24 protein-coding genes are annotated in these 21,544 nt (G+C 42.5%); 6 read left to right on the top strand and 18 right to left on the bottom strand.

The genetic code is table 11. The annotated features are described in order from the left end of the window. Positions 1-14 precede the first annotated feature (14 nt). From hrcA to gpr, 6 genes are all read right to left on the bottom strand, one after another. Positions 15-1,049 (bottom strand): heat-inducible transcriptional repressor HrcA, encoded by a 1,035-nt coding sequence (gene hrcA / locus KYJ26_RS14480; protein WP_219168131.1) that lies wholly within the window; start codon positions 1,047-1,049, stop codon positions 15-17. Positions 1,050-1,382: 333 nt separating this feature from the next. Then, positions 1,383-2,513, bottom strand: a complete 1,131-nt coding sequence (gene hemW, locus KYJ26_RS14475; RefSeq protein ID WP_219168107.1) for a radical SAM family heme chaperone HemW — start codon at positions 2,511-2,513, stop codon at positions 1,383-1,385. A 91-nt stretch (positions 2,514-2,604) separates the two neighbouring features. Next, complete coding sequence (gene lepA / locus KYJ26_RS14470; RefSeq protein WP_257475058.1) at positions 2,605-4,437, bottom strand: translation elongation factor 4; 1,833 nt, start codon at positions 4,435-4,437, stop codon at positions 2,605-2,607. Positions 4,438-4,622: 185 nt separating this feature from the next. Further along, a complete protein-coding gene (locus KYJ26_RS14465) occupies positions 4,623-4,958 on the bottom strand; it encodes a DUF3679 domain-containing protein (protein WP_219168106.1) in 336 nt (111 codons plus the stop codon). Between the two features lie 19 nt (positions 4,959-4,977). Continuing rightward, positions 4,978-6,186: a stage II sporulation protein P gene (gene spoIIP, locus KYJ26_RS14460; protein WP_219168105.1), complete on the bottom strand. Its 1,209-nt coding sequence runs from the start codon at positions 6,184-6,186 to the stop codon at positions 4,978-4,980. Between the two features lie 317 nt (positions 6,187-6,503). Next, complete coding sequence (gene gpr, locus KYJ26_RS14455) at positions 6,504-7,613, bottom strand: GPR endopeptidase (protein ID WP_219168104.1); 1,110 nt, start codon at positions 7,611-7,613, stop codon at positions 6,504-6,506. Positions 7,614-7,815: 202 nt separating this feature from the next. On the opposite strand from gpr, the gene rpsT reads away from it, so the two are divergent. Continuing rightward, positions 7,816-8,067 (top strand): 30S ribosomal protein S20, encoded by a 252-nt coding sequence (gene rpsT, locus KYJ26_RS14450; protein ID WP_034757447.1) that lies wholly within the window; start codon positions 7,816-7,818, stop codon positions 8,065-8,067. 41 nt (positions 8,068-8,108) lie between these two features. Here rpsT and holA read toward each other — a convergent pair whose 3' ends face one another. Continuing rightward, entirely contained in the window at positions 8,109-9,137 is a 1,029-nt protein-coding gene (holA, locus tag KYJ26_RS14445; RefSeq protein WP_219168103.1) for a DNA polymerase III subunit delta, read from the bottom strand. Between the two features lie 294 nt (positions 9,138-9,431). On the opposite strand from holA, the gene KYJ26_RS14440 reads away from it, so the two are divergent. Next, positions 9,432-9,566, top strand: a complete 135-nt coding sequence (locus KYJ26_RS14440; RefSeq protein ID WP_034757445.1) for a YqzM family protein — start codon at positions 9,432-9,434, stop codon at positions 9,564-9,566. A 151-nt stretch (positions 9,567-9,717) separates the two neighbouring features. Here the strand turns inward: KYJ26_RS14440 and KYJ26_RS14435 are convergent, their stop codons facing one another. The 3 genes from KYJ26_RS14435 to KYJ26_RS14425 form a co-directional block, all read right to left on the bottom strand. Further along, a complete protein-coding gene (locus KYJ26_RS14435) occupies positions 9,718-11,970 on the bottom strand; it encodes a DNA internalization-related competence protein ComEC/Rec2 (RefSeq protein ID WP_219168102.1) in 2,253 nt (750 codons plus the stop codon). Between the two features lie 16 nt (positions 11,971-11,986). Next, positions 11,987-12,550, bottom strand: a complete 564-nt coding sequence (locus tag KYJ26_RS14430; protein WP_219168101.1) for a ComE operon protein 2 — start codon at positions 12,548-12,550, stop codon at positions 11,987-11,989. Positions 12,551-12,630: 80 nt separating this feature from the next. Further along, positions 12,631-13,236 (bottom strand): helix-hairpin-helix domain-containing protein, encoded by a 606-nt coding sequence (locus KYJ26_RS14425; RefSeq protein ID WP_219168100.1) that lies wholly within the window; start codon positions 13,234-13,236, stop codon positions 12,631-12,633. Between the two features lie 79 nt (positions 13,237-13,315). Between KYJ26_RS14425 and comER the strand changes: the two genes are divergently transcribed. Then, positions 13,316-14,137, top strand: a complete 822-nt coding sequence (gene comER / locus KYJ26_RS14420) for a late competence protein ComER (RefSeq protein WP_219168099.1) — start codon at positions 13,316-13,318, stop codon at positions 14,135-14,137. A 106-nt stretch (positions 14,138-14,243) separates the two neighbouring features. On the opposite strand, the gene KYJ26_RS14415 is transcribed toward comER, so the two are convergent. The 8 genes from KYJ26_RS14415 to KYJ26_RS14380 are packed head-to-tail and all read right to left on the bottom strand — an operon-like array spanning position 14,244 to position 19,243. Next, positions 14,244-14,990: a class I SAM-dependent DNA methyltransferase gene (locus KYJ26_RS14415; RefSeq protein WP_219168098.1), complete on the bottom strand. Its 747-nt coding sequence runs from the start codon at positions 14,988-14,990 to the stop codon at positions 14,244-14,246. Further along, positions 14,991-15,344: a ribosome silencing factor gene (gene rsfS / locus KYJ26_RS14410; protein ID WP_098353151.1), complete on the bottom strand. Its 354-nt coding sequence runs from the start codon at positions 15,342-15,344 to the stop codon at positions 14,991-14,993. Positions 15,345-15,348: 4 nt separating this feature from the next. Beyond that, positions 15,349-15,915: a bis(5'-nucleosyl)-tetraphosphatase (symmetrical) YqeK gene (gene yqeK, locus KYJ26_RS14405; RefSeq protein ID WP_219168097.1), complete on the bottom strand. Its 567-nt coding sequence runs from the start codon at positions 15,913-15,915 to the stop codon at positions 15,349-15,351. After that, positions 15,908-16,474: a nicotinate-nucleotide adenylyltransferase gene (locus KYJ26_RS14400; RefSeq protein ID WP_219168096.1), complete on the bottom strand. Its 567-nt coding sequence runs from the start codon at positions 16,472-16,474 to the stop codon at positions 15,908-15,910. Before KYJ26_RS14400 ends, yqeK begins: the two co-directional genes overlap by 8 nt. Before the next feature lie 14 nt (positions 16,475-16,488). Beyond that, complete coding sequence (gene yhbY / locus KYJ26_RS14395) at positions 16,489-16,782, bottom strand: ribosome assembly RNA-binding protein YhbY (protein WP_219168095.1); 294 nt, start codon at positions 16,780-16,782, stop codon at positions 16,489-16,491. Next, entirely contained in the window at positions 16,769-17,614 is an 846-nt protein-coding gene (aroE, locus tag KYJ26_RS14390; RefSeq protein WP_308807564.1) for a shikimate dehydrogenase, read from the bottom strand. The genes yhbY and aroE overlap by 14 nt, the downstream gene beginning before the upstream one ends. A 10-nt stretch (positions 17,615-17,624) precedes the next feature. Next, complete coding sequence (yqeH, locus tag KYJ26_RS14385) at positions 17,625-18,725, bottom strand: ribosome biogenesis GTPase YqeH (protein WP_219168094.1); 1,101 nt, start codon at positions 18,723-18,725, stop codon at positions 17,625-17,627. Beyond that, positions 18,722-19,243, bottom strand: coding sequence for a YqeG family HAD IIIA-type phosphatase (locus KYJ26_RS14380; protein WP_219168093.1), 522 nt, complete (start codon positions 19,241-19,243; stop codon positions 18,722-18,724). Before KYJ26_RS14380 ends, yqeH begins: the two co-directional genes overlap by 4 nt. A gap of 447 nt (positions 19,244-19,690) precedes the next feature. On the opposite strand from KYJ26_RS14380, the gene sda reads away from it, so the two are divergent. The 3 genes from sda to KYJ26_RS14365 form a co-directional block, all read left to right on the top strand. Further along, positions 19,691-19,831 carry a sporulation histidine kinase inhibitor Sda gene (gene sda / locus KYJ26_RS14375; protein WP_206850132.1) on the top strand — a complete coding sequence of 47 codons (141 nt, stop codon included), beginning with the start codon at positions 19,691-19,693 and terminating at the stop codon, positions 19,829-19,831. A 299-nt stretch (positions 19,832-20,130) separates the two neighbouring features. Further along, positions 20,131-20,670, top strand: coding sequence for a CDP-diacylglycerol--serine O-phosphatidyltransferase (gene pssA, locus KYJ26_RS14370; protein ID WP_219168092.1), 540 nt, complete (start codon positions 20,131-20,133; stop codon positions 20,668-20,670). Positions 20,671-21,211: 541 nt separating this feature from the next. Beyond that, the coding region (locus KYJ26_RS14365; RefSeq protein ID WP_307513949.1) for a sigma factor at positions 21,212-21,544 on the top strand (333 nt) is incomplete at its 3' end.

Genomic DNA, 21,544 nt, shown 5'->3' with positions numbered 1-21,544 from the left:
ATACAATATGTCCACTAATCCCCACTTTGATACAGCTTCGTCAGAACCTTGGACATATCGTTCGAGAAGAAATTAAGTAAACTTACGACCCGGGAATACTCCATCCGGGTGGGCCCGATGATCGCTATGGAACCTAATTGTTCTTTACCAATTGAATAAGTAGCGGTTATGAGACTGCAATTCTCCATGGCGAGATGATCGTTTTCTTTCCCGATCTTAATGTTCACCCCGGTAGCAGATGGCCGGATCAGATTATAGATGCTTTCTTCCTGTTCAATCATTTCAAGAAGCATGCGAACCTTTTGCACATCATTAAACTCGGGTTGATTCAGGATATTGGTCTTTCCTCCAAAGAACAGCTTATCCGTGACCGATGGATTGAAGGAGTCCGTTAGGGAATGAAGGATAAAATCATAATTCTGAATATGCTCTTTGAGTAAAAGAGCGACTTCTTTAAAAATCTTATCGTTCAATTCACTGATCGGTACGCCAGTCAGACGGTCGTTAAGAATATGCACAAGCTTCTCAAGCTCAGATGCATCCATTGTCGGCGGGATATGGAACAGTTTATTTTCAACATGTCCGTTATCCGTGACGATAATGGCGATTGCCGTATCCTTGTTAAGAGGAATCAGCTGGATCTTCTTCAGCTTGTTTTCCTTTAGATCTGGTCCCAACACAATAGTTGTATAATTGGTCAGCTCTGAAAGGATCTTCGCCGATTTCTGGACCACTTTCTCAAGTTCGTACATCCGCTCTGTAAAAATGGAGCGTAATGCATGAACATCATTCTTTTTAAGTTTTTGCGGAGAAAGTAAATGATCCACATAGTATCGATAACCCTTCTCTGACGGAACACGTCCAGAAGATGTGTGTGTTTTTTCAATAAAACCCAATTCCTCCAAATCAGCCATTTCATTCCGAATGGTAGCTGAGCTGAAAGATATCTCATCCTTCTTGGACAAACTTCTGGAACCGACAGGCTGAGCTGAAAGAATAAAATCATCAATGATCACTTGAAGAATTAGAAGTTGTCGATCTGTTAACAACATTCATCACCCCTGTTAGCACTCTAATAAGATGAGTGCTAAATCTAATTAATAAATTATCAAATCAGAAAAGGGATGTCAATATATTAGATCGGGTGTTTTCATTAAGCCTTTTGACTGGCCGTTTAAAATAGTGAGTGCTGGTGATTTCCGCTACAGGTGCTCGCTTTCCGCGGGGCGTGAGTTGAGCTTCCTCGGGCTAAAGCCCTGCGGGGTCTCAACTTTCACGCATTTCCCGCAGGAGTCGAGCAACTCCGCTCCAATCAACTGTCTGAGTAACAGTTGTATATTACAAGACTAAATATACACACCTATACTAAGTGATTTGACCAATTAGATTACCCCAAGGAATGATTGGAATACCTCGTTGCCTAAAAAGCGCCCCTGCTTTGTAAGGGCTACCCGATCATCAGTTACCGAGAGCAGCCCTCGCTTCTCCATTTCATCGATGGATGAACCAAAGACAGAGTCGATACTGCAATCAAATTTCTGCTGGAATATGGTTTTACTTACTCCTTCTACTTTACGTAAGCCGAGGAACATTTCCTCTTCCATCATTTCTGCCTTGGTGACTTCATGCTGCTGGATCGTCGGCAGGGATCCTTGTGATATCGGGTCCATATATTTCTTTAGGGGTCCGTAGTTTGAATAACGTACTCCGTTTATATATCCGTGAGCACCCGCACCTAAACCATAATATTCATTATTGTCCCAATAAACGAGATTGTGTTTGCTTTCGTATCCCGGTTTGGCAAAATTACTGATTTCATATTGATTGATCCCATATTTCTCCATCGTTTCAATCAGGACTTCGTACATGGCTGCTTCCTGGTCCTGAGAGGGAAGGGACAACTTACCCTTTCTCATCAAATTATAGAAAACCGTCTTCGGCTCTACGATGAGTGAGTAAGCAGAGTAATGAGGAAGATCGAGATCCAGGGCTTTCTTTAAGGTATCCCGGAAATCTTCTTCTGTTTGTCTTGGGAGACTGTAAATCAGGTCGATGCTGATGTTAGAGAACCCCACTTTTTGAGCGGTCTCAACTGACGTATAGACATCCTTGCTCTTATGCGTCCGCCCGATTCCTTTCAGAAGGTCATCATTGAAGGACTGCACTCCAAAACTCAACCGATTCACACCGTGATCTTTTAAAACGCGGAGTTTATCTTCGGTTAAATCACCAGGATTCGCTTCAAAGGTGAATTCACCCTGCTCAAACGGCAAATGGGTCGTGATGGATTTACATAACATTTCCAACTGGTTTGCATTCAAGGAAGTTGGTGTCCCTCCACCGACAAAAATCGTATCGAGATTGTCCCGGGACAAGACTCTTTGCTTCATTTCATTTCCTAAGCTGATCAAGTATTCATTTACGGGCTGACCTTCTAGAAAGACTTTATTAAAATCACAATAGTGACAAATATGTTCACAGAAAGGGATGTGGATATAAGCTGATTTGACCATGTGTTTCCCTCCTTTTGAGGCATTCATAGAGAAAAGGGGGTAAGTAATGCTTGCATAACAAGCCACTTTTCCCCCTTTATGTTCATGAGCATTATTTTTTATCTGTATCGTCCATTTTCAAGACGGCCATGAAGGCTTCTTGCGGAACTTCAACGTTACCAACGGACTTCATACGTTTTTTACCTTCTTTTTGTTTATCAAGAAGTTTACGTTTACGTGAAATATCTCCACCATAACATTTAGCCAGAACGTTCTTCCGGATCGCTTTGATCGTTGATCTTGCAACAATCTTCTGTCCGATCGCTGCCTGTACGGGCACTTCGAACTGCTGTCTCGGAATTAACTCCTTTAACTTCTCAACGATCAGCTTACCACGTTCATAAGCGAAGTCACGGTGAACGATAAAGCTTAAAGCATCGACATTTTCACCATTTAAAAGGATATCCATCTTCACAAGCTTGGATTCCTTATATCCAATAAGCTCATAATCAAATGAAGCGTACCCTTTTGTATTCGACTTCAATTGATCGAAGAAGTCATATACGATTTCAGCAAGCGGGATTTCATAAACGATGTTCACTCGGGTATCATCCATATACTGCATGTCGATGAAATTACCTCGTTTACCTTGGCAAAGCTCCATGACGGCACCGACGTAGTCGTTCGGAACCATGATCGTTGCTTTCACATATGGTTCTTCTACATGATCGACTTTTTGCGGATCCGGCATCATGGACGGGTTGTCGACCTTGACTTCTTCGCCATCTGTCAAATTCACATGATAGATAACGCTTGGCGCTGTCGTAATCAGGTCGATTTTGAATTCACGTTCGATACGCTCCTGAATGATCTCCATATGAAGAAGGCCAAGGAATCCACAACGGAACCCAAATCCTAATGCCTGTGATGTTTCAGGCTCATATTGAAGCGCGGAATCATTCAATTCAAGCTTCTCGAGTGCTTCCCTCAAATCGTTATAACGATTTGAATCAATCGGATATAAACCACAGTAGACCATCGGATTCAATCGACGGTACCCAGGCAGTGCTTCCTCGGCAGGATTGTTCGCTAGGGTGATGGTATCACCGACACGGGTATCCCCTACATTCTTGATTGCTGCCGTCAAATAACCAACATCGCCGACGGTCAATTCTTTCTGACCCGTCGCTTTCGGTGTGAAGACACCGATCTCGGTCACTTCAAACTCTTTGCCAGTTGCCATCATACGGACTTTATCCCCTACTTTGACGCTTCCTTCCATCACACGGATGTAGGCAACGACCCCTCTGTAGGCATCATACAATGAGTCAAAGATCAGGGCTTTCAATGGTGCAGCTGGATCTCCTGTAGGAGCAGGGACCTTTTCCACTACCTGCTCAAGGATTTCCTCGATTCCGATTCCGGCTTTGGCTGATGCAAGGACAGCTTCCGATGCATCCAGACCGATGACATCTTCTACTTCCTGACGAACCCTTTCAGGATCAGCTGCAGGAAGGTCGATTTTATTGATAACTGGAAGGATTTCCAAGTTATTATCCAAGGCAAGATAAACGTTTGCAAGCGTCTGGGCTTCGATCCCTTGAGCGGCATCCACTACAAGGACAGCTCCTTCGCAAGCAGCTAAACTACGGGATACTTCGTATGTAAAATCTACGTGCCCCGGTGTATCAATGAGATGGAAGATATATTCTTCCCCATCCTTGGCCTGATACTTTAATTGTACAGAGTTCAATTTAATGGTGATTCCACGTTCTCTCTCAAGATCCATTGAATCTAGCAATTGCGCTTTCATTTCACGCGCAGTCAGTGCTTTCGTCTTTTCTAGTATCCGATCAGCGAGGGTAGACTTTCCATGGTCGATATGAGCAATAATGGAAAAGTTCCTGATTCTCGACTGTCTCTCTAATTTCTCTTCACGGTTCATTATTCGTTCAACTCCTGTTATTTCCACACATGTACACTATTTTGAATTATAGCAGTAGACAATATATTATTCAATGTAAACTAAAAGGAGTGGGATGAATTGTAAGATTCCCTTCATTTTTCAAAGAATCCGGTCATCCATATAACAATAAAAAGAGTAGACCGTAATGGCCTGCTCTTTTATCTTTATATCAATGAAGCGATCACATCGACAATCTTATTGGTGATACTTTCAATCGTATCCGCTATCACTTTACCGATGGATGAAAAGACGTTGAAGGCTTTCATCTCTTCTAATTTCTCTTTCTTCTCACTCAAGGTTTTGGCATCCACCTCATTCCCGAGGAAGGATGCCTCTACATTCCCTTCCCCGTTCTGACTGACTCCGACGGGAGAGGTGAACTTTTGTTGATCATGACCCTTCATTTCTACAATTCCTTCATTGGCGTATTGCATCCCGATCAACACCCCGATGAACAATGCAGCTATGAGAAGTGAACATTTCAAAAAAAATTTTGTCATGGTTTCATCCATCCTTTTATTACTGACTTACAGCTGGAGTAATCGGTGCGTGATCCACCTTTTCTGCCTGCCAGTAGTAATCCGCGAATACTTCAGCGAACGCCTCCGCGGTTCTCTCAAGCTCTTCAAACGTATTATCCACCCCGCCAAACTCTATGAGCATGGCGTTCCCGGAAAGATCCTGGTTGAATTTCCCGTTCGTCCCGCTTCCTTTTTTGGCAATGACACCGCGTGAAATCCCCTTAAACTTCGATTCCAGTCGTCTATGAAGTTCTGTGGCCACTTGCAGGTTTTTCTCATAGTTGGGATGCTCTTCTCCTACCACAAAGGCAAGCTTCGCATATGATTTTCCATTGATCGTTCCGGTCGTAACATCTCTTCTCTGGGAATCCCGATGAATATCGACCATATACAGTAAATCTTTATTACTGGTCATCGCTGCCTGCACGAGCGGTCTCGATTCCTGATAAGCCGCCCAATAATCGAGACCTTTATTATTCAGATTCTGGATGACATCCGTTTTATCAATGCTCGTACCGATCCCGAGATCCTCCAAATCCTGCTTCACCATATCCCCTACCCTGGTTACATTGATTTTAGAATGCATGGCAGAATCGGGATTCGTGACTCCCTCCAAGTAAGGTAAATAGGATTCACGTGTATGAGTGAAATAAAGAAGGACCGTCTTTTTCTTTCCGGTGGATAATGGCGGTGCCACGTCACCGCTTTTTTGATTGGTTTCTTTCAAATCGCTTACATTCTTGAGCGGGGCTTCATTTCCTGATTCCAGAGCCTCAGGAGGCGGCACAGATTCAATCGGCATATTCGTAAAATCCGTCCCCTCTCCTGCCACCATGATGTCCCCATCGAAAATCGAGAAGCCGGGAAGCTCACGACCAAGGAAGCTTCGCGGGTCTTCAAAGCTTACGTTGGTTGCCACCTGAAACAAAATAGAAGACAGTCCGGGTAAAGCCCGCTCCTCTTCTGGAAAAACCTGATTGAAAGACCGGTTTTCCATTGCCAATATCTTATATAAAACCTCACCCTTCACATTGGAAGCAGCTTGATTGAGAGAGTTCGACGTAATTCTGTACTCAGGGTTCAAGGATGTGAGGATACCTGTAACCGAAAAAATCGAAAGTAATCCCACCACAAAGATCAGCATCCCTTTCAGTATCGTTGACATATTTATCGCGATAACATAGTTAGAGGCTTTATATGATCTCATTTTCCCACCCTTTCTTTTTCTTTACTCTAGTACAATCTATGAATTTGATAGAGATAGTAGAACTATATTTAGTAGTCATTATGAGATGATTGGGAGAAAGTTAAACGGGGGGACCTATTATTTTTTGCGGTGGGTGGGGATTGCCGGTTAGAACACGGGATTCTACTGTCTTTGGGATGGGGCAGTCAATAAGACATTCAGGGAAGATATCCGCGATATTCCATATTTATCAGTGAAACGTCTTACCACGCTAAATCTGAAAACCAAAAACGCCTCAAGGTCTGGACTCCCCTCAAGGCGTGATCATCAATCCTCATTTATCTCGTCTGATACCCCGTATTCTCCTGATCCACTGCATCATGCAGCGCCGCATTAAGGCCGCTCGCGATCAGATTCGCCATGTCCTCCATGAATACATCCACTTCTTTCGGTGTTACCATCAGGTTATGACCGATTGGGGCAAGGACCTCATGGATCAGCTTCCGTTTCTCCTGATCCGGCAGTGTCCCAACAATGCCCATAAAGGTTTGTCGGTGCTCTTCCTCAGGCAGGTCCTCCTCTGTTAATTTCCTTCTCTCACCGAAGCTTAATCCTGCAGGAGCAAGGGATCTTGACGGACGATCGCCTTCTCTCATTTCTTTTCCAAAATGTTTTAATAGGAAATCCACCGTATCACTGACGATCGTTACAGCATCCAGTACGGTAGGGACACCGATCGCTATGACCGGGACACCAAGCGTTTCCTGATCGAGGCCTTTTCGTTTATTCCCCACTCCCGATCCCGGATGGATACCTGTGTCTGAGATCTGGATGGTCGCATTGACGCGTTCAATGGAACGGGAGGCCAAGGCGTCAATGGCTATGATAAAGTCCGGCTTTGATTTTTCGACTACTCCGAATATGATATCGCTCGTTTCGATCCCCGTCAGTCCCATGACACCTGGGACGAGGGCACTGACCGGCCGATACCCCTCTTCCACTGATTCAGGCTGAAGTTCAAATAAATGCCTTGTCACAATGACATCTTCACATACCCGTGGTCCCAGAGAATCAGGAGTCACATTCCAGTTTCCCAACCCGACAATCAGGCAGCTTGCATTTTTGCTGATCTTATTATTAATCAAAAATTGGCTAAGTTCATTGGCGAATACCTTTTCAACCCGTTGTTGGAGCTCTGTATTTTCTTCACGTATACCGTGAGCCTCGATGGTCAAATAATTTCCCGGTTTCTTGCCGATTTTTTCTTCCCCTTCAGGTGTCACCGTGACCAGGGAAACTTTCACTCCGTCTTCTTCTCTTTCTTTAATCATGACACCCTGTATGGATGACGTATTTTCCGCTTTATCTGCATCCACCATTTCTTTTGCTTCCACGGCAAGATCGGTACGGATGGAATATTTACTTAGATCGATTTCTTCTTTTTTCATTTCGACTCTACCTCCAGGCTTGGGATATTATCCAGTATTTTTTTATGTTTACCTTTTTGGGAGGTGTTCATTCACTTGTTTAATTTCACTTCATAGTATTGCAATATCACTGACCGTTTGATAAAATATCATTTGTTCTTATTGTTTAGGAATTTAAATCGAGTCACATAGAATCTCGATCCTTTTATAGGAGGTGACAGGAATGCCAAATATCAAATCAGCTATCAAACGCGTAAAAACTAGCAACGAGCGTAACGCTCAAAACGCTGCAGTAAAATCTACAATGCGTACTGCTATCAAGAAAGCAGAAGCAGCTGCGACTAACAGCGCTGATAACGCGAAAGATCTAGTAACTGAAGCGGTACGTCAATTAGACAAAGCAGCTCAAAAAGGTCTTATCCACAAAAACGCTGCAGATCGTCAAAAGTCTCGCCTAATGAAAAAAGCGAACTAATTGAAAAAAACCACCCTGCCAAAACGGCCGGGTGGTTTTTTTTACGTAAAACTTTGATCATGAAGCTTAAATAGAAACATTTCTATCATCAGTTCTTTTTTGATCTTGCCTGTTTTGATTTCATAGTCCCCCTGTGAAAGTAGATCAATAATAATGGCCAGCTGTTTATCATTGAAGTGCTTTGCCTGTCCAGCTGCCAGTTTCACCCTGAACGGGTGCACCTTTAAGGTGGATGCAATCTTTTGTTGACCATATCCTCTTCGAGACAGCTCCTTGACACCGTAGATCAAGCGGAATTGACCAGCCAGGATCGCCAGGATTTTTAAAGGCTCTTCATTTTGCTTGAGGAGATCGTAATAGATCCTTAATGCCTCATCGATTCTCCTGTGAACAACTTTATCCACCAGGGTGAAAATATTTTGTTCCAGCGATCTGGCGGTTAACCGCTCTACTACTTCTATATCGATCCTGTTCGTGTCACTTGCATATAAAGAGAGCTTATCCAATTCCTGAGTGAGCATCATCAGGTTTGTTCCTGCAAGCGTGAGCAATAATTCAACGGCATCTTCATCGATCTGAACATTATTTCCGGCTGCCCTTTCCCTTACCCAGGATTTCAGTTCATGCTCATTCAATTTTTTGGCTTCCACTACTTCCGCGAGTTTTTTTAAGGACTTGGTGACTTTTTTACGCTCGTCCAATTTCTCGTAATTCGCGGTGATTACAAGTATCGTGTATGGTGCAGGTGATTGTATGTATTGTTCAAAGCGCTTGATATTATGCTCTACCTTTTCTTTTGTTTTTTCAGCCGTTAAAAAAACGGGATTCTGAAGAATGACTACTCTTTTTTCTCCCATAAAGGGAAAGGTTTCAGCATCTTCAATCGCTACTTCTATCGGCGTCTCCTCCAGGTCATAGCTGGAAAAGTTAAAATCCATTTCTTCCTCTGAAATGGCGCTTGAGACAATCCTTTGTTTCGTTTCATTAATAATAAATGACTCATTTCCGTAAACTAAATATATAGCGGCAAATTGAGACTTCTCTATTTTTTTCCATGTATCGATAACCAAATCAGCACTCTCCATTAAGTCTTTTCTCTACTCTATGGTAAAAAAGCTTTTTGGTTTTGGCAAGGGGTAAAGGGGACATCCCTCATATAGGACACCCCCTATATCTATATTAACGTTGACGGATAAGACCTAGGAACCTAATCCGTCAACGGTATTTCCTTTGTATTGATTAGTGTCACCACACATCCATGAACTTATGGGTGACAACTCTTGTCAGTAAAGGAAAAAGTAAAGGGAAGTATAGATTTTTCAGTAGCGTTGTTCTATACTAGAATAGAAATAGGAGGGGTAATTGTGAACCAATTTGAAAAGAATGTACAATCAAAAAGAAATGATGCAGTAGATTCAGGTGTAGCCTTCGGTGTTTCTTTTGGATTCTTTGCATTAATGTTCATTATTGCAACAGCGATCAAATTAATTGGATCTTAATGAAAAATAGGAGGCAGACCTTAAAGAAACCGGTTACTTCAACTTCCATATATGGTACTTTCGGTATCATAAAGATGGTTTGAACGCCCTGATTCTTTGGAATAGGTCTGCCCCTTTTTTTCATTAGCGCTTAATTTGTTTGTTCTACATCCTATGGCAGTTGGGCAGAAAACGTTCCTCTTTTATCCCAAAATCGATAGGTGATTGCCCCGTTCATTGCTGTGTTATAAATGGTCATTCCCCTTGTTGTCAATCGCTCTACTACGTCAGGATGAGGATGGCCGAATCGATTGGTTTCTCCTGCAGAGATGACTGCGACGTCTGGATTCGTTTCTTCAAGAAATGGCTCTGTACTACTTGTGTTACTGCCATGGTGACCGACTTTTAACACATCGACGGGCAGATCGAATGTCTTCATTAACCCACTTTCCCCTTCCTCCTCCAAGTCGCCTGTAAACAACCACTTTCTCAATCCGATTTCTCCATAGATGACAATGGAGTCATTATTCCCTTCATATGCTTCATCCAGGGGAGAAACGATATGTAATCCTTCCTCATCACCACGCCAACCGCTCGGAAACATCGCCTCTCTAACGGAAACCCTTTTGTTCTGTGCCTTTTCAACAATCTTTTCCATTTCGACTTTTTCCCTGCTTCCGGGACTGATCAAGATTTCCGTTACCTCCACTTCGTTTAACACAGCCTCTGCCCCGCCTACATGATCGAGATCCCCATGAGTTAAAATCAACGTATCGATACGCGTGATTCCTTTGCTTTTTAAAAATGGAACCACAATGTCCTCTCCTACAGAGAAAGAGCTGCTTTTTTCCTCCCATTTCTCTTTAGGGAACTGAATTTCCCCTCCTGTATCGATTAAGTAGGTACCACGGTTATAAGGAAGGTCGATCAAGGTTGCATCTCCTTGTCCCACATCAATGAAAACGACTTCCCCATAAGGATGAAAATTGTTCCAAAGGAGATGAAGGAATCCCAATAAAATCAACAGTACACCCGAAAAGTATTTCCTCCTTTCAAAACCGACAAATGCGTAATAGATCAGAATAAGATAACAGAGTAAAACAAGAAAATGAGGTCTTCCCATCACCAAAGTGCTGAGAGGAAAGGAAGATACCGCAGAAGATAGCCATTGAATTCCTTCCAACAGGGTTTCATAAGGAACCATTACCCATCCGGCAGTTACAATTGACGATAGAAAATACATGATGATGGCCATCGGAAGGACGATAGTGGAAAAAAGGGGGACATATAAGAGATTCGTCAGAAAACCGATTAAGGAGAATTCGTAGAAATGATAGATCACGATGGGAAGTGAAGATAATTGGGCGACGATTGTTACCATGAGCATTTGCCTGAGGGAGGATGCATCCTTTAATATCGTCCGAGAAGAAATAACCAAGGAAAAACTGACCACGAACGACAGTTGAAAACCTACGTTAAAAACCGAGAATGGTTCGTATAAGACAAGAATTAGAAATACTACGGCCAAACTATCGAATACCCTGATATTCAGGGATGTTTTTCTGACCAACAGAAGGACGATCAACATAGAAGATGCCCTGACAACAGAAGGTGAGCCGCCTGTCAGTACGATGTAGCAAAGGAGAAATGAAATGCCCATCCATGATGCAGCTTCCCGGGTTACACCCGCCCTTAATAAAAAATGATGAAGAAACGCAAATAACATACCCACATGAAGACCTGAAATGGCGAGAAGATGAACAACACCGAGCTCTCTGAATGACTTCATCGTGTCCTCTTCAATCATCCCTGTCTCCCCGAATAATAATGCCTGAGTCACTCCGACAGTGGTAGGTGGAAAGCTCTCTTCAATGTTTTTTAAACCAGTGAATCTCAGCGTAATCAAGATATCCTTCCAAGAACTTTTACTTTCACACCCCTCGAATTCCTTTATATCCAGGAACCAATAAACCCCTTGATGATAAAGAAATTTTTTATAGTTGAATAAGTTCGGATTTTTATTTGGAAGGGGTTCAGTAAGTTCCCCCTCCACTTCGCATACAGCACCTGGTTTCAATTGTTTAAACGCTCGCTTTTCTTCTTCTGAAGTGAAATAATAGCGTGCCAGGATTTTTTCACCGCTTATTGTCGCCAGGGAAATGAATGAATTGCCATCTATGGACGGGATGTCTTTTATAGTCAATTGAATGGTATGAGCACTAGCTTGTTGGGAAAGTATTGTTTTCTGAAGAGTTTGGTGTAAATGGGCATTGAAGAAAGAGAAAATGATAAAGAAAAAAACAAGCAGGATGGTGGTGAAGGGGCTTTTTCTGAAGTATAGAGAAAAGAGGAGAAGGACAAGGATGCCAGCACCCCAATAAACCTGAAGTGCCAGCAAAGTCCCGGATAGAGCCGCCAAAGCCATGTAGAGATATAACCCTCTACTCATTGAAAAGCTTTATGTATTCCTGTTCATAGTGGTGAAGTTTCTCCTCTGAAACTCCCTCTTGTCTGAGCTCCTGAATCAATTGGGTCATCAAAGATGCTTTTTCCTTATGTTTCACGTCGATACTGCTTTCTTGAAAAGGTACCTTCTCAACATGAACATCTGCCTTAGCAAACAGTTCTATTGCATATGGATGATTTTTGTAATCTTTTGCATAATAAACCGTCTTGATTCCCGCTTGTATCAGCGCCTTACAGCATTGAAGGCAAGGAAAGTGAGTGACATATATGTCCGCATTTTCCGTCCCGACACCGAATTTTGAACATTGCAGAAGGGCATTCATTTCTGCATGAATGGTCCTTACGCAGTGATTGTCGATGACATAACATCCTTCATCAATACAATGATCCCCACCGGCAATGGAGCCATTATAGCCCCCTGCAATGATCCGCTTGTCCCTTACGATGGTTGCACCCACTGCCAGTCTTGTGCACGTACTGCGGAGGGCAAGCAGTTGACTTTGAGCCATGAAATATTGATGCCAAGCTATTCTTTCCATCCCCATTCCTCCTTCTGTTATTGCGCGGTGTATTCTTCATGCTTGTTTAAGTGTATAAAGATTCCCTCTGTTTCGTCAATTCATTGAACAAAAATATGCTCTTTTAATTTTTCGAATGTCTTTTCTCCGATGCCGGATATGTTTGTAATCTCTTCAATTGCAGTAAACGGTCCATTCTCATCGCGATACTGTACAAACGAGGCCGCTTTGGATGGCCCGATTCCAGGAAGGCCCTCAAAGTCCTGTTGGGAAGCCGTGTTGATATTGAGTTTATCCTGCCCTGATTCAGCACCAGAAGAAGGAATAGGAAGATCCAGGCGTTCCATTTCACCGACTTTCGGGACGTATATCATCATTTCGTCCGATACCTTGACAGCTAAATTTATCATTTTCCGATCGGCATCTTCCGTGAAACCGCCTGCCCTGTCAATGACAAACTTCAACCTGTCCCCCTGCCTCACCTCATAAAGTCCAGGGTTCACGACTTGTCCTTTTACATCTACATATACGTTCTCCGGAGGTTTCGCCGGTTCAGACTCCTCTTCTTTTTTCACCGGTGCTGCTGTAAAGGAAGATTCCTCAATGGACGGCTGGAATGCATTTTTCAATATATAGGCAATCAGGAAAACACTACAAATCAAAACCATGACCAGAATCGTTCTGTACTTTTCAATTATGGATCGCACGGAAATCACCTCGGGTGGAATAATCATTGCAAGGGACTCATAAGTTTTAGGAGAGACTGTGATAGAAGGAGGGCTGAACATGAAAGTAGGTATCATCGGAACAGGAAACATGGGGAAAATCATCATTGAGGCTCTCATTGAATCCAATGCGATTTCTCCTTCGCATCTTCATATTACGAATCGTTCAATTAAGAAAGCTGAGGATATAAAGAAGAAATTCAATAAAGTCAATGTAGGCTATTCAAATGGAGATGTGATTTCTGCATCTGATCTCATCTTCATCTGTGTAAAACCACATGATGTGTATGATGTGATTCAGGAGAATAAGCAGAGCTTCACGAAGGGAAAATGCGTTGTTTCCATCACCAGCCCGGTTAGTGTCGGTCAATTAGAGTCATTATTAAGCTGTTCTTGCGCCCGATTCATCCCAAGCATCACAAATCGCGCCTTGAGCGGAGTGTCCCTTTTAACATTTGGTGATCAATGTTCAGATCATTGGAGGCGGGATTTAACTACCCTTGCCCGAAATATATCCACACCTGTTGAAATTGATGAAAATGTGACACGGGTGGCTTCTGACATCGTAAGTTGCGGGCCGGCTTTTTTCAGTTATGTTACTCAACAATTCATCAATGCAGCTGTGGAAGTAACGGAAATAGATCAGGAAACCGCGACGGTCCTTGCATCTGAAATGCTGGTTGGCCTTGGAGACTTATTAAAGAAAAACATTTATACGTTACCGACTCTTCAAGAGAAAGTTTGTGTAAAAGGAGGAGTGACGGGTATAGGGATTTCTGTAATGGAAAGAGAATTAGGAGATGTTTTCGAGAAGTTATTCGAAGCCACACAAGAGAAATTCGTGGATGATATTGAAGGGACAAAATCACAATTCGGGGTTTAGGAAAACTCCTTAAAGTTATATTTCGACACGAATTGTTTTTTTCCTTCTTTATTTTTATTTTTTTCACGAATAAAAGCCGGACCGCCTTGTGGCAATCCGGCTTTTATTATTTCTTTATGCATGCAAAGAAGATTCTCTCACTCTGTTCGTTTGGAGAGTCACCGGAAAAGTCTGCGGTGATCTTCACTACTTCAAACCCGCTTTCCAAAAGCCACTCATTTAACATCAGAATGGGATAGGTACGCTGTTTGTGGAGCTCTTCCACTCTCTCATACTGTCCGGTTTCATCATCCTTCACAAAAAAGGTTAGTTCATGTTCCACACTATTGGGAACAACTCCCGGGAAGCAATCCCAGATATAGGAGACGTGTTCATCATTTAAGGTGAAGGTTTGATTCGTGAATATTTGTGACATCTTGAATATGGAGTGGACATCAAAAAGGAATAATCCCCCTTGTTTCAAGTGAGCGTAGACGCTTTTAAACGTATGTTCCACGTCACTCTCGTCTTCCAGGTAATTCAATGAATCACAAAAAATCGTAATAATATCATATTCATCAAGGGAATCGAGCTTTGACATATCCTGTTGGAACAGTTGAATCTGAAGGTTTTGGGCCTCTGCCTTTTCCTTGGCAACCATCAACATATCACTGGATAAGTCGACACCCGTTACATCGTATCCTTCCCGCACAAGCCTCAGGGACAATTCCCCAGTTCCACAAGCGATATCTAGTATTCTTTTCCCATGAATAGAACATTCTACTGCCTGTTGATTGACATACTCCAACCAGCCTTCATATGGGACGTCCTGCATGAGATAATCGTACACATAAGCAAAACGTTCGTAACTCATTTAGAGGTTCTCACCTTGTCCGACTTCCACGAATGACGCGTCTCCCCACAGGCGTTCAAGGTTATAGTAACCTCTTTCTTCTTTATGGAACACGTGAGCGACAACGTCACCCAAGTCAACTAAAATCCATCTTGCCTGATCAAATCCTTCTAATCGTTTGACCGTATAGCCTTTTTCTTCTGCTGCGTCTTTCAGTTCACGGGCGATTGCCTGTACCTGCTTGTCCGAGTTTCCGTGGCAGATCAGGAAATAGTCCGCAATCAACGAAACACCTTTCATATCCAATACAACAATATCCTCAGCACGTTTGTCATCAGCGGCTTTATACGCTAATTCTACTAAATTCTGTTCCATTCCTTCATCTCCTCTGATTTAAAATTAATTCATTATAAAAGCGAAATGTATCAGGATAGATCGCTTGATTTTTTTTCATTAGAAACGTCATCGTATTCTGAAGAGCCTTTATAAGTGCAGCATCCAATGATTCTTTAGCAAGCTCCCTCACTTCTTCCACACCTGGAAACCCGCGATTCGGCTCGATATAATCGGCTAAATAAATCACCTTGTCAAGGATCGTCATCCCCTCTTTACCTGATGTATGGAAACGGATGGCATCCAGGATTTCCCCGTCTTTTATCCCTATCTCACGTTCTACCAGCAGTGCCCCGACAGGCGCATGCCATAGCTCGCTATTATAAAGCAACAGCTCCCCTGATAGATTCTCTTCTTCAATGATCGCCTTCATTTCTTGTTTATCCCGAAACTTTGCATAGTCATGAAATATGGCAGCTGTTTCAGCTTTCTTTTTGTCCGCTCCATACCTATGCGCAAGTTCGATGCTTGTTTCCATGACACCGCATGTGTGAATATAGCGATGCTCGGTCAGATGTCCCTTTACAATTTCCAGGGCTTTTTCTTTATTCATACAACTTCTCCTCCTTTATAATTCGATACACATCATCTGGAACTAAATACCGAACGGAATGTCCCTTATTTACTGTGTCACGAATGTAAGAAGAAGAAAGATCTATTGCCGGGACTTCAATCAATTGCACATCAAAGGAAGTCTCATGGGTATACATAGGACGATTCACCCCAATAAACTTCACCATCTTCTGTAGTTCATCGATTTTATACCATTTTGGAAGATACTCAATCATATCCCCTCCAATGATAAATGAAAATTCGGTGTCCTCTTCTCTTTCCATCAAGAGCTTGATGGTGTCATATGTGTAGGATGCGCCTTGTCGTTCGAGTTCGATCCGTTCAATGGAAAAACGGGGATGGCCCTTTATCGCTGCCTGCAGCATCTGTAGTCGTTGATTCACCGATACAGTATCATCCATCTGTTTATGTGGGGGCACATGATTCGGAAGAAAACGGATTTCATCCAAGTCTGCCTTCTCAAGCACCTGTTCCGCAATGACCAGGTGACCCATATGCGGAGGGTTGAATGTGCCTCCCAGAAGTCCAACCTTCTTCATGATTGTATCAATCCTTATCTTGGGAGGATTAATTGCTTGTTTTCTTTTGATTCTTTGTAAAGAATGATGGTGTTTCCGATGACCTGGACAAGTTCAGCGCCGACACCCTTCGATAGCTGTTCTGCCACCTCAGTTTTATCCATATCACAATTTTGAAGGATGCTGATTTTCATCAGTTCCCTTACTTCGATTGCTTCGCTTATTGTCTTGATCATATTATCATTGACTCCGCCTTTTCCTACTTGAAAAACCGGATTTAAGTGATGTGCTTCAGAACGTAAAAATCTTTTTTGTTTACCTGTTAACATGTTGACCTCCTAGTTGTTGTAAAACGATGTTTTTCATTATGGTATGGGCAGGGAAGATCCCTGTCCATTTCTCAAATGAGAGCGCCCCCTGAAACACGAACATATCGAGTCCGTTTTGAGTGAGGGCCCCATTTTGTTTAGCTTGCTTTAATAGTGCTGTTTCTAATGGATTATAAATAATATCGCTGACGATGCTTCCCTGCTTTAACCTGCCGATTTTCAAAGGACTTTGATCGATATGAGGATACATACCTATAGACGTCGTCTGGATGATGACATCATATTCTTGCAGTACGTTCTCAGCATCGTCCAAAGTCAGGAACACAGATTGCAATGCGAAGGGACATGTTTCCATCATCTTCTCCGCTCTATCGGGCGTCCGGTTGGTTACATCTATTCTACCCACTCCCGATGAGGCAAGGGTATAATAAATGGCCTTGGCAGCACCGCCTGCTCCAATGATCAGAATCGATTTGTTTTTAATTGAATCCCCGGCTAACTTCTTCAAACCCTCAACAAAACCAAGGCCGTCCGTATTATAGCCGATCAGCTTTCCATTGTCATTCACGATCGTATTGACAGCACCGATGGCCTCCGCCAAAGGATCAATTTCATCCAATAGAGGCATGACCTGTTCCTTATGGGGAACTGTTACATTCACACCTTTAATGCCTAACGCTTTAATCCCGAGGATCGCTTCGGGGAGCTGTTCCTTCTTCACGTGAAACTTCACATATTCTGCATCGATTCCATTTTCTTTAAATGCACTGTTATGCATTAAAGGAGACATGGAATGAGCAATCGGGTCCCCAATTACACCATAAAGAGCCACAGAATCCCTCCTAGATCAAAGATTTTCTCAAAAAGACGCTTACGCCTTTCGGAACATGTGCCGCAATGGTCGCACCTGCATCATTCACGGTGATCCATCCGAGCCCTGAGAAAACGATATCCGTTTTCGCTTCTTTGATCTTGAATTCATGTCTCACAAGCTGAGGGAACGAATCCATGTCATCTTTTCTTGGCGGCTGCAATAACTCACCTGCATGGTTTTTATAAAGTTCATCCGCTTTTTCAACCTTCGTACGATGGATAGACAGCTCATTAGAGAAATAGCAGGTAAAGGGCTGACGTTCCCCTGCCAAGAAATCAAATCGTGCCAACCCGCCGAAGAACAACGTTTGCTCAGGATTCAACTGGAACGTCCTCGGCTTGATCTCTTTTTTCGGCGTGATGATTTTCAAATCCTGTTTATCTACAAAGTGTGCCATCTGATGATGATTGATGATCCCAGGGGTATCAATCAGTGATTCCTCATCATCCAATGGTATCTGAATCATATCAAGAGTCGTTCCAGGGAAGTGGGAAGTCGTGATGACATCCTGCTCCCCCGACACATGTTTGATAATGCGGTTAATGAACGTGGATTTTCCTACGTTCGTACATCCTACTACATATACGTCTTTACCATTCCGATATTCTTCAATCGCTTCAATTGCTTCGGCTATCCCCTGACCTTTGGCAGCGCTAACCAGTTGAACATCGATTGGTTTTAATCCAAGCTGACTCGCTTCATGCTTCATCCAATGAATCAGCTTAGAGTGCTTGACGGACTTCGGCAGAAGATCGACCTTGTTTCCAATCAGAAGGATCGGGTTGGATCCCACGAAGCGGTGCAGTCCCGGAAGCCAGCTTCCATTAAAGTCAAAGATGTCTACAACCTTTACAATCAAGCCTTCAGAGTCACCAAGTTCGTTTAATATTTTCAGGAAGTCATCATCGGTCAATGGAACATCCTGAACTTCATTATAATGCTTTAATCTGAAACAGCGTTGACAGATGATCTCTTCCTTTTGAAGAGCCGAAGGAGGTGCATACCCCATACCTTCTTTATTTTCCGTCTGGATTTCAACGCCACAACCTATACAAACAACTTCACTCACTGTTTATCCTCCCACTCAAGCATGCCTTTACGCTTGAAAAACTTCATGATCCTGCGTTCTACTTGACGATTGAATTTCGTAAAGAAACCATCCGATTGGGCCACAGGGACAACCAATATTGTATGAAAGCCGCTGCGATTCCCACCCAGTACGTCCGTTAATAGCTGGTCCCCGATGACAACCGCCTCTTCCTTCTTTACGCCCATTTCCTTTATTGCTTTCTTGAATGCACGTCCCATGGGCTTTCGTGCCTGAAAAATAAATGGAACACCTAAAGGTTCAGCGAATGCCCCGACACGGCTCTTGTTATTGTTGGATACAATGGTCACAAGAATCCCCTGTTCCTGCATCTCTTTGAACCACTGAATTAATTTCGGGGTGGCGTTGGGTCTGTCCCATTCCACTAACGTATTATCCAGGTCTGTGATAATTGCCTTGATTCCCTTTTCCTTTAGATGATCCGGGCTGATACTGAAAATATCCTGAACCTGCTCATTTGGTAAAAACTGTTTGATCACTCGCTACACCTCAAATTTCTTTTACAATTATATAGATAACTGCTTTCAATATTTTCTTTAGTTGTACATTCTCTAATAACAAAATGATTTCTTTCTTATACCTTTAACCTATAACAGATTAATGATAACCAATTTTACATACAGATTCAAAATAAATCATATATATTACTGTAAATCCAAACATATTCTTAAAACAAATAAATATTTTTCGACAAATTTCCAGTTTCATTCAGAATTGTGGATAACCTTATTCACATTATACAGAACACAAACATCGCTTATTTACCAGTTATATACAAGATAGTCACAACTTATCCACCGTGAACTGTGGATAACGGAACGCTTGTTCTGAAAAAATATATTTGGTAAAGTTTAATTATTACTTGAAAACGTACTTACATTAAGTTTTGAAATACAAAAAGTTGATGATTATTGGAGGTGGCATTAATGAGGAAGTTATCGGACGAACTGTTAATTGATTCTTATTTCAAAGCAATCGAGCTGAAGCTCAATACAGAATTCATTCGCCTCATCGAAATGGAAATTCACCGTCGATCCCTTACGAATAAAATAAAAGCTACTTCGTAGAATAGTAACATGAAACGGGACGGATTAGTTTACAATCCGTCCTCTTTTTTATTAAATGTATTCCCCGATATTTCATCTGCTGTCCAACCTAAAGACTAAGAGTTCCTCAAAAAATCCTGCTTAATTTCAAAAAACGATTAACTTTAGCAGTTTCATAAGTATATAATAAAATATTATTATATACTATATTAATAAGAATCTTTTTTCACTGTGTGCCATTACAATCATTTCTTTAAGCATCTTCAGCCATGATTCATGTTCAACAGTGAACAAACTTTATTAAAAGGAGTGAGAGCTGATTGTTTCTCTCCGGCGTCCTCGATCAAACGTTCAAGAAGATTAAAGCACAAACAGCCAACCTGATTACCCTGACCAATTTATCCTTGGGTGGCTTTGCCATTATTTCCATTCTTCATAACCAATTACATTTAAGCTTGATCCTCATTTTCATCGCCGCCTTAACGGACCGGTTTGATGGGATGGTAGCGAGGAAATTAAACATCGAGTCAGAATTAGGAAAGCAACTTGATTCCATGAGTGACATCATTTCCTTCGGAGTGGCCCCGGCGTTGCTTATGTATACGTCCGCTCTCAGCCAATTTGACTTACCCGGCATGTTTTTCACCATTTTATATTTAGCCTGCGGCGCCTATCGTCTGGCACGCTTCAATATCTCTGATAATGACGGCTACTTTACCGGCCTCCCGATTACCGCTGCCGGCTGTTTACTGACCATCTCCTATTTCGCCATTCCCTTTGTTTCAAGCGTACTGATGGTATGCATGGTAATCGTTCTGTCGATATTAATGATCAGTCCGTTTACCTTGAAGAAGATGTAATATTGAAAAGAACCCGATTCTCCGGGTTCTTTTTTGTTGTGCTTGTAGGGCAGTGCGAGCCGCCTCCGCTTTTCTCTTGTCCAGCTGCGGCGGCTTGGCCCTCGAGGTCATAAGTTAAATCGACCAAAAAGGCAAAGAACGCCTTTCCGGTCAATCCAACTTATGCTTGTCGGGCCAGTTCGAGCCGCCTCCGCTTTTCTGTTAGCAATTGGTGTAGTACCACCAGCCACCGAATAGGAAAAGTAGGATGAGTAGTACGACGACGAGGGCGAAGTAGAAGCCTCCTCCACCGTAGCCGTAGCAACCTGGATAGACTGGACCGTAACACGGATATCCGTAAGGCATGACCATACCTCCTCACTCACTTTTACTATCAGTATATGTATATAGGGAAAGAGCGTATAGGCAGTTCACATCTTTATTACGGAATTAACGTTGGAAAAAATGCTCATTTTCCCGATTACTTTCCCTGGACATGCAAGGACATCCCCTCCTTATCATATGAATGATTATAGGCTTAAGTCCTAATGGAGGTGGAAATATGTCTGGAGTCCTAACAGCGCTGGGTTATTTCTTTAAGGAGTTAATTTTTCTCGTTTCTTACGTAAAGAATAATGCATTCCCCCAACCATTATCTGCTGCTGATGAACGAAAATATTTACGGCTGATGGCAGAAGGTGATGAACATGCCCGCAACATGCTCATCGAACATAATCTCAGATTAGTTGCCCATATCGTCAAGAAATTTGAAAATACAGGCGAAGATCCAGAAGATCTGATTTCCATCGGGACCATCGGATTGATTAAAGCGATCGAAAGTTATTCAGAAGGAAAAGGAACGAAACTTGCCACATATGCCGCACGATGTATAGAA

Origin of the sequence: Rossellomorea orangium, assembly GCF_019334305.1 — a bacterium.
GTDB lineage: Bacteria > Bacillota > Bacilli > Bacillales > Bacillaceae_B > Rossellomorea.
The sequence above is the reverse complement of the archived record's forward strand: the minus strand, read 5'-3'. Positions and strand labels throughout refer to the sequence as shown.

What these genes read in the sequence shown, in the direction of transcription:
- hemW (WP_219168107.1), bottom strand. Translation starts at nt 2,513, where the DNA reads ATGGTCAAATCAGCTTATATCCACATCCCTTTCTGTGAACATATTTGT.
- lepA (WP_257475058.1), bottom strand. Translation starts at nt 4,437, where the DNA reads ATGAACCGTGAAGAGAAATTAGAGAGACAGTCGAGAATCAGGAACTTT.
- KYJ26_RS14465 (WP_219168106.1), bottom strand. Translation starts at nt 4,958, where the DNA reads ATGACAAAATTTTTTTTGAAATGTTCACTTCTCATAGCTGCATTGTTC.
- spoIIP (WP_219168105.1), bottom strand. Translation starts at nt 6,186, where the DNA reads ATGAGATCATATAAAGCCTCTAACTATGTTATCGCGATAAATATGTCA.
- gpr (WP_219168104.1), bottom strand. Translation starts at nt 7,613, where the DNA reads ATGAAAAAAGAAGAAATCGATCTAAGTAAATATTCCATCCGTACCGAT.
- rpsT (WP_034757447.1), top strand. Translation starts at nt 7,816, where the DNA reads ATGCCAAATATCAAATCAGCTATCAAACGCGTAAAAACTAGCAACGAG.
- KYJ26_RS14435 (WP_219168102.1), bottom strand. Translation starts at nt 11,970, where the DNA reads ATGGCTTTGGCGGCTCTATCCGGGACTTTGCTGGCACTTCAGGTTTAT.
- KYJ26_RS14430 (WP_219168101.1), bottom strand. Translation starts at nt 12,550, where the DNA reads ATGGAAAGAATAGCTTGGCATCAATATTTCATGGCTCAAAGTCAACTG.
- comER (WP_219168099.1), top strand. Translation starts at nt 13,316, where the DNA reads ATGAAAGTAGGTATCATCGGAACAGGAAACATGGGGAAAATCATCATT.
- KYJ26_RS14415 (WP_219168098.1), bottom strand. Translation starts at nt 14,990, where the DNA reads ATGAGTTACGAACGTTTTGCTTATGTGTACGATTATCTCATGCAGGAC.
- rsfS (WP_098353151.1), bottom strand. Translation starts at nt 15,344, where the DNA reads ATGGAACAGAATTTAGTAGAATTAGCGTATAAAGCCGCTGATGACAAA.
- yqeK (WP_219168097.1), bottom strand. Translation starts at nt 15,915, where the DNA reads ATGAATAAAGAAAAAGCCCTGGAAATTGTAAAGGGACATCTGACCGAG.
- KYJ26_RS14400 (WP_219168096.1), bottom strand. Translation starts at nt 16,474, where the DNA reads ATGAAGAAGGTTGGACTTCTGGGAGGCACATTCAACCCTCCGCATATG.
- yhbY (WP_219168095.1), bottom strand. Translation starts at nt 16,782, where the DNA reads ATGTTAACAGGTAAACAAAAAAGATTTTTACGTTCTGAAGCACATCAC.
- sda (WP_206850132.1), top strand. Translation starts at nt 19,691, where the DNA reads ATGAGGAAGTTATCGGACGAACTGTTAATTGATTCTTATTTCAAAGCA.